Origin of the sequence: Bradyrhizobium sp. PRIMUS42 (genome assembly GCF_023006515.1) — a bacterium.
GTDB lineage: Bacteria > Pseudomonadota > Alphaproteobacteria > Rhizobiales > Xanthobacteraceae > Bradyrhizobium.
Map to the genome: position 1 here is coordinate 1 of NZ_JALBGZ010000377.1, position 6,236 is coordinate 6,236.

General features: G+C 62.8%; 6 protein-coding genes. All 6 read left to right on the forward strand.

All coding sequences use genetic code 11. The annotated features are described in order from the left end of the window. Positions 1 to 347: iron-containing alcohol dehydrogenase (locus MOV75_RS23900; RefSeq protein WP_247006729.1), on the forward strand; the 347-nt coding region annotated here is incomplete at its 5' end. 18 nt (positions 348 to 365) lie between these two features. Continuing rightward, the gene (locus MOV75_RS23905) at positions 366 to 1,916 is read left to right on the forward strand and encodes an AMP-binding protein (RefSeq protein ID WP_246928781.1); all 1,551 of its coding nucleotides are present in this window, start codon (positions 366 to 368) and stop codon (positions 1,914 to 1,916) included. 403 nt (positions 1,917 to 2,319) lie between these two features. Next, entirely contained in the window at positions 2,320 to 3,918 is a 1,599-nt protein-coding gene (locus MOV75_RS23910) for an ABC transporter substrate-binding protein (RefSeq protein ID WP_246928783.1), read from the forward strand. Between the two features lie 99 nt (positions 3,919 to 4,017). Next, positions 4,018 to 4,965, forward strand: coding sequence for an ABC transporter permease (locus MOV75_RS23915; protein WP_246928785.1), 948 nt, complete (start codon positions 4,018 to 4,020; stop codon positions 4,963 to 4,965). 9 nt (positions 4,966 to 4,974) lie between these two features. Next, positions 4,975 to 5,868 carry an ABC transporter permease gene (locus MOV75_RS23920; RefSeq protein WP_246928794.1) on the forward strand — a complete coding sequence of 298 codons (894 nt, stop codon included), beginning with the start codon at positions 4,975 to 4,977 and terminating at the stop codon, positions 5,866 to 5,868. Further along, positions 5,868 to 6,236 (forward strand): ATP-binding cassette domain-containing protein (locus tag MOV75_RS23925; RefSeq protein ID WP_247006730.1); only part of this gene is annotated, 369 nt, incomplete at its 3' end. The genes MOV75_RS23920 and MOV75_RS23925, both read left to right, overlap by 1 nt.

Consider the following 6,236-nt stretch of genomic DNA (forward strand, 5'->3'; position numbering starts at 1 on the left):
CAAGCCACGGCATCGGCTATGTGCTGGGCGCGGCCTTCGACGTGCCGCACGGCTACACCTCCTGCATCATGCTGCCGGCGGTGATGCGCTGGAATGCGCGCGACAATGCCGAGCGCCAGATGATCGTCGCGGCCGCGATGGGTTTCCCTGGCCACAACGCCGCCGACGTGCTCGATGCCTTCATCCGCTCGCTCGGCATGCCACGCAGCCTCGCGGACGTGCGTGTGGCGCCCGAGCATTTCGACGCAATCGCCGAACAGGCGATGCGCACGAACTGGATTTCGCGCAACCCGCGCAAGATCGAGAGCCCTGCCGACGTTCGCGAAATCCTGCTTCTCGCCGCATAATCCAAAGCCGGAGGATAGATGTACCCAGGTCAGCACGCCCGCCTACGCCCGCTGCAGCCCGCCTTCATCATGGCGGCCACGGGCGAGGCCGTCACCTATCGCGAGCTCGATGCGCGCAGCAACCGGCTGGCCCATCTGTTCCGCAAGCACGGCTTGAGGCGGCTCGACCACTATTCGATCTTCATGGAGAACAATTCGCGCTATCTTGAGGCCTGCGGCGCCGGCGAACGCTCCGGTCTCTACTACACCTGCATCAACTCCTTCCTGACACCGGGCGAGCTGGCCTATCTGCTCGTCAACAGCCAGTCCCAGATTCTGGTCACGTCGGTGGCGAAACTCGACATCGCGCGCGAGGCGATCCAGGCCTGCCCCGATATCAAGCTCTGCATCGTCGCCGACGGCCCAGGCGAGAGCGATCGCATCGTCGGTCTTGCGGACGTGACCGCGGATATGCCGACGACACCGATCGCGGATGAATGGCTCGGCACCGCCATGCTCTATTCATCGGGCACCACCGGACGGCCGAAGGGCATCCTGCGGCCGCTGCCGGAGGAGCCGCCGAAGCACAATCTGCCGCTATTCGATTTCCTGACCAAGCTCTGGCACTACCGTGAGGGCATGGTCTACCTCTCGCCGGCCCCGCTCTATCATTCCGCGCCGCAAGCTGCCGTGAACCTCACGATCCGCATGGGCGGCACCGTCATCATCATGGAGAGCTTTGATCCGGAGCGCTATCTCGAGCTGGTCCAGCACTGGGGCATCACCCACACCCAGCTGGTGCCGACGATGTTCTCGCGCATGCTGAAGCTGCCGGAAGAAGTGCGCAGCCGCTACGATCTGTCCTCGCTTGAGATCGCAATCCATGCCGCCGCGCCCTGCCCGGCCCTGGTCAAGGACGACATGATCAAATGGTGGGGGCCGATCATCCACGAATATTACGGCGCGACGGAGGGCCTTGGCTTCACCGCCTGCAACAGCGAGGAATGGCTTAGCCATCGCGGCACCGTCGGCAAGGTGCTGCTTGGCGACCTCCACATTCTCGACGAGAACATGCGGGCATGCCCGACCGGAACGCCGGGTCAGGTCTGGTTCAAGACGGGATCGCCGTTCGAATATTTCAACGACCTTGAGAAGACCAAGGAAGCGCGTTCGGCCGACGGCAGCATGAGCACGGTCGGCGACGTCGGTTATGTCGACGCCGACCGCTTCCTGTACCTGACCGACCGCGCGACCTTCATGATCATCTCCGGCGGGGTGAACATCTATCCGCAGGAATGCGAAAATCTTCTGATCACCCATCCGAAGGTCGCCGATGCCGCAGTGTTCGGCGTGCCCAATCCCGATCTCGGCGAAGAGGTGAAGGCGGTGGTGCAGCCGATGCCGGGTGTGGTGCCGGGCGAGGCGCTCGCCGAAGAGCTGATCGCGTTCTGCGCAAAATCGCTGTCGCGGCAGAAGGTGCCGCGCTCGGTCGATTTCGAGAAGGAATTGCCGCGGCTGCCGACCGGGAAGCTGTACAAGCGGCTGCTGCGGGATCGGTATTGGGGGAACAAAGCGTCACGGATCGTGTGAGGGGCACTGAGCTAGAGCGTGAGATGCTCAAGACGTAACCAGATAAAAGGTGTCGTCCCGGGGCGCGACGAAGTCGCGAACCCGGGATTCATAACCACGGGGAGTGGTTATGGAGCGAGCGCATAGCTCCGAGTCTTCGCCAAGCTTCTCCCTGTGGTTATGGATTCCGGATCTGAGCTCTGCTTGGCCGGGACGACGGCGGAGCGCTGGAGAAGCAGCGTGACGCTTCAGTTCGCATCTCTTCGCACTGCACTCCCACATTGCGAGACTATGAAAACCCTGCGGCCTTGGATCATCCGAATTGTCGAGGCGGCATGCGACCTTACCGGGTTGCCACCCCCAACTTGCGTGCTATCGTCAGCTCAAACAGGCCGCAAAAGGCCGATGTCCAGGGAGGATGAGCATGCGGAGCGTGTGGGCGCTTGCCGCGATGGCGGCGCTATCTGTGCTGACGGCCTCAACCGCCGCGCTCGCAGGCGAGGCCAAGCAGGGCGGAACCTTGCGGATGTATCACCGCGACAGTCCGGCCAACGCATCCATTCTCGAAGGCGCGACATATTCGGTCAACGTGCCGTTCATGGGGGTCTTCAACAATCTCGTCATCTATGACCAGCATATCGCGCAGAACAGTCCCGATACGCTCCGGCCCGAGCTCGCCGAAAGCTGGTCCTGGAGCAGCGACAACAAGAAGCTGACGTTCAAGCTGCGCCAGGGCGTCAAATGGCACGACGGCAAGCCGTTCACATCGGCCGACGTGAAGTGCAGCTTCGATCTGCTGATGGGCAAATCGCAGCAGAAGCTGCGGCAGAATCCACGCAAGGCCTGGTACAGCGAAGTCAACGAGATCACGACGAGCGGCGATTTTGAGGTCTCCTTCGATCTGAAACGGCCACAGCCCTCGCTGCTGGCGATGCTCGCATCCGGCTATACGCCGGTCTACCCCTGCCACGTCTCGCCGGCGGACATGCGCACCCATCCGATCGGGACCGGACCGTTCAAGTTCGTCGAGTTCAAGGCCAATGAATCGATCAAGCTGACGCGCAATCCGGACTATTGGAAGAAGGGCCTACCCCATCTCGACGGCATCGAGTACACGATCATCCCGAACCGCTCGACCGCGATTCTCGCTTTCGTCGCCGGCAAGTTCGACATGACCTTCCCGACGCACATCACGATTCCGCTCCTGAAGGATATCAAGTCGCAGGCGCCAAACGCGACCTGCGTCGTCGAGCCGACCAACGTTTCGACCAACATCATCGTCAATTCGAGTTCCGCGCCGTTCGACAATATCGATATTCGCCGGGCGGTGGCACTTGCCCTCGACCGCAAGGCCTTCGTCGACATCCTGTTCGAAGGCCAAGCCGATATCGGCGGCACCATGCTGCCGCCGCCCCAAGGCATCTGGGGCATGCCCAAGGACAAGCTCGAGACCATTCCGGGCTACGGCCGGAACGTGAATGCGAACCGGGAGGAAGCGAAGAAGCTGATGCAGAAGGCGGGCTACGGTCCCGACAAGCATCTCGCGGTGAAGGTCTCGACGCGCAATATCGCGGAATATCGCGATCCCGCCGTGATCCTGATCGACCAGCTCAAGAGCATCTATATCGACGGCGAGCTCGACGTCGTGGAAACCGCGAACTGGTTCCCGAAGGTCGCGCGCAAGGACTACATGCTCGGGCTCAATCTGACCGGCAATTCGGTCGACGATCCCGACCAGTCCTTCTACGAAAACTATTCTTGCGGCTCGGAACGGAACTACACCAATTACTGCAACAAGGAGATCGAGAAGCTGTTCGACGTGCAGTCGCAGGAGACCGACGTCAGCAAGCGCAAGCCGCTGGTATGGGACATCGACAAGAAGCTGCAGGAGGATGTCGCCCGTCCGATCATCTTCCATGCGCGGGCCGGCACGTGCTGGCAGCCCTACGTCAAGGGCATCACGATCATGTCGAACAGCTCCTATAACGGCTTTCGCTACGAGGATGTGTGGCTCGACAAGTAGCCGGCGTGGCTGAAGACTTTTGGTTTTGAGCATGATCTTCTCGGAAAACCGCTACGCACTTTTCCGGATCATGCGCTAGCGGCTCGCGGAGGGCGAAGGATGTTTGCCTATCTGGTGCGACGCCTGTTCCTGATGCTCGTGACCCTGTTCGGGATCTCGATCGTCATCTTCCTCCTGCTGCGTATCGTGCCCGGCAATATCGTCGACATCCTGTTCGCCGCCGCCGGCTATGTCGATCCCGCCGACAAGGCCAATCTGGAGAAGGAGCTCGGCATCGACCAGCCGCTGATCGTGCAATATTGGCACTGGATCAGCGGTTTTCTGCGCGGCGACTTCGGCTACTCCTACGTCTCCGAGAAGCCGGCGCTGCAGGAAATATTGCCGCGGATCCCGATCACGGCGCGGCTCGCCGGCCTGGCGCTGTTGTTCTCGGCCTCGATCGGCATTCCCCTCGGTGTCATCAGCGCCGTGAAGCAGGGCACGCGGCTCGATTACTTCTTGCGCGTCGTCAGCCTCAGCGGCTTGTCGCTGCCCTCGTTCTGGCTCGGCCTTCTGATCCTCACCGCGTCCGTGGCGATGTTCGGCCAGATGCCGATCTTCAATCCGAATCCGCAGACCTGGCTCGAGGCGTTCGCAACCTACGCCGTGCCGGCCGCAGCCGTCGGTTTCCGCAGCGCGGCGCTGACCATGCGCATCACCCGGTCCTCGATGCTGGAGGTGCTGCGGCAGGACTACATCCGCACGGCGCGTGCCAAGGGTGCCTCCGATACCGCGGTTAACTATCACCACGCGCTGAAGAACGCGATCCTGCCCGTCATCACCGTGATCGGCATCGAGGCGGCGTTCCTGATCGGCGGCCTGATCGTCACCGAAACCGTGTTCAACATCCCCGGCGTCGCCCGCTTCCTGGTCGAGGCGATCCGCTGGCGCGACTATCCGATCGTGCAGAATCTCGTGATGCTGATCGCCGTCGTGGTGGTGAGCGCGAATTTCATCGTCGACATGCTGTACGCGGTGTTCGACCCGCGTATCAGGTACACGGACTAGGAGACCAGCTTGGCCGCGATCGACTACGATCTCGAACTACGGCGGGCCGGCGCGCATGCGACCGGCGGCTGGCGGCGCGTGCTGTTTTTGGCGCAGCGGCACGTGCTCGGCGCGGCCGGGCTCGCCATCATGACGGTGTTCGTGCTCACCGCGATCTTTGCCGACTTCATCGCGCGCTATGATCCGCTGACGGTCGATTCCGCGCGCGCGCTGGCCCGGCCGAGCCTGGCGCACTGGATGGGGACCGACTCGTTCGGCCGCGACGTGTTCAGCCGCATCATCCACGGCGCGCGCATTTCGCTGGCCGTCGGCATCGGCTCGACCGCGCTCGGCGGCACCATCGGCGTCATCGTCGGGCTGACATCAGGCTATCTGTCCGGCTGGGTCGATCTCATATTCCAGCGCGTTTCCGACGTTCTTCAGGCGCTGCCGCTGCTGGTCCTCGCCCTGATCATGACGGCAGCTCTCGGTCCGTCCCTGCCGAACGTCATCATCGCCATCGCCATTCCGTTGATCCCGACCGTGTCGCGCGTCACCCGCGCCAACACCCTGGCGCTGCGCGAGCAGCCCTTCGTTGAAGCCGCCAAGTCGATCGGCATGAGCGAGGTCCGCATCGCGCTCCGCCATGTGCTGCCGAACACGCTGGCGCCGCTGATCGTGCTCGCAACCGCCCAGCTCGGCTCGACCATCCTCACCGAAGCCTCGCTGTCCTTCCTCGGCCTCGGCATTCCCGAGCCTTATCCGTCATGGGGCCGCATGCTCTCGGAGTCCGCCGCCGAATATGTGCGCACCGCGCCCTGGCTCGTGATCTTCCCGGGCATCGCCATCAGCCTCGCCGTGTTCGGCGCCAATCTGTTCGGTGACGCCCTGCGCGACATCCTGGACCCGAGGCAACGCGGCTGATGGTGGACAAATCCGATCTCGTGCTCGAGGTGAAGAACCTGAAGACGGTGTTCTTCACCAATTCCGGTCTGTTCAAGGCGGTGGACGATCTCTCGTTCAGCGTGAAGCGCGGCGAGACGCTGGCGATTGTCGGCGAATCCGGCTGCGGCAAGAGCGTCACCGCGCTCTCGCTGATGCGACTCGTGCCGGATCCGCCCGGCCGCATCGTCGGCGGCTCCGTCACGCTCGAAGGCACCGATCTGCTGGCGCTGGACGAGGCGGAGACAGTCGGCATTCCCGAACATCAATTGCGCGTGGTCGCGCCCGATATCGGGGGCGGCTTTGGTGCCAAGATGCATCTGTACCCGGAAGATCTGCTCTGCCCCTAT

Bases quoted from the DNA above. Each gene is read 5' to 3' on its own strand.
- MOV75_RS23905 (WP_246928781.1), top strand. From the start codon at position 366: ATGTACCCAGGTCAGCACGCCCGCCTACGCCCGCTGCAGCCCGCCTTC.
- MOV75_RS23910 (WP_246928783.1), top strand. From the start codon at position 2,320: ATGCGGAGCGTGTGGGCGCTTGCCGCGATGGCGGCGCTATCTGTGCTG.
- MOV75_RS23915 (WP_246928785.1), top strand. From the start codon at position 4,018: ATGTTTGCCTATCTGGTGCGACGCCTGTTCCTGATGCTCGTGACCCTG.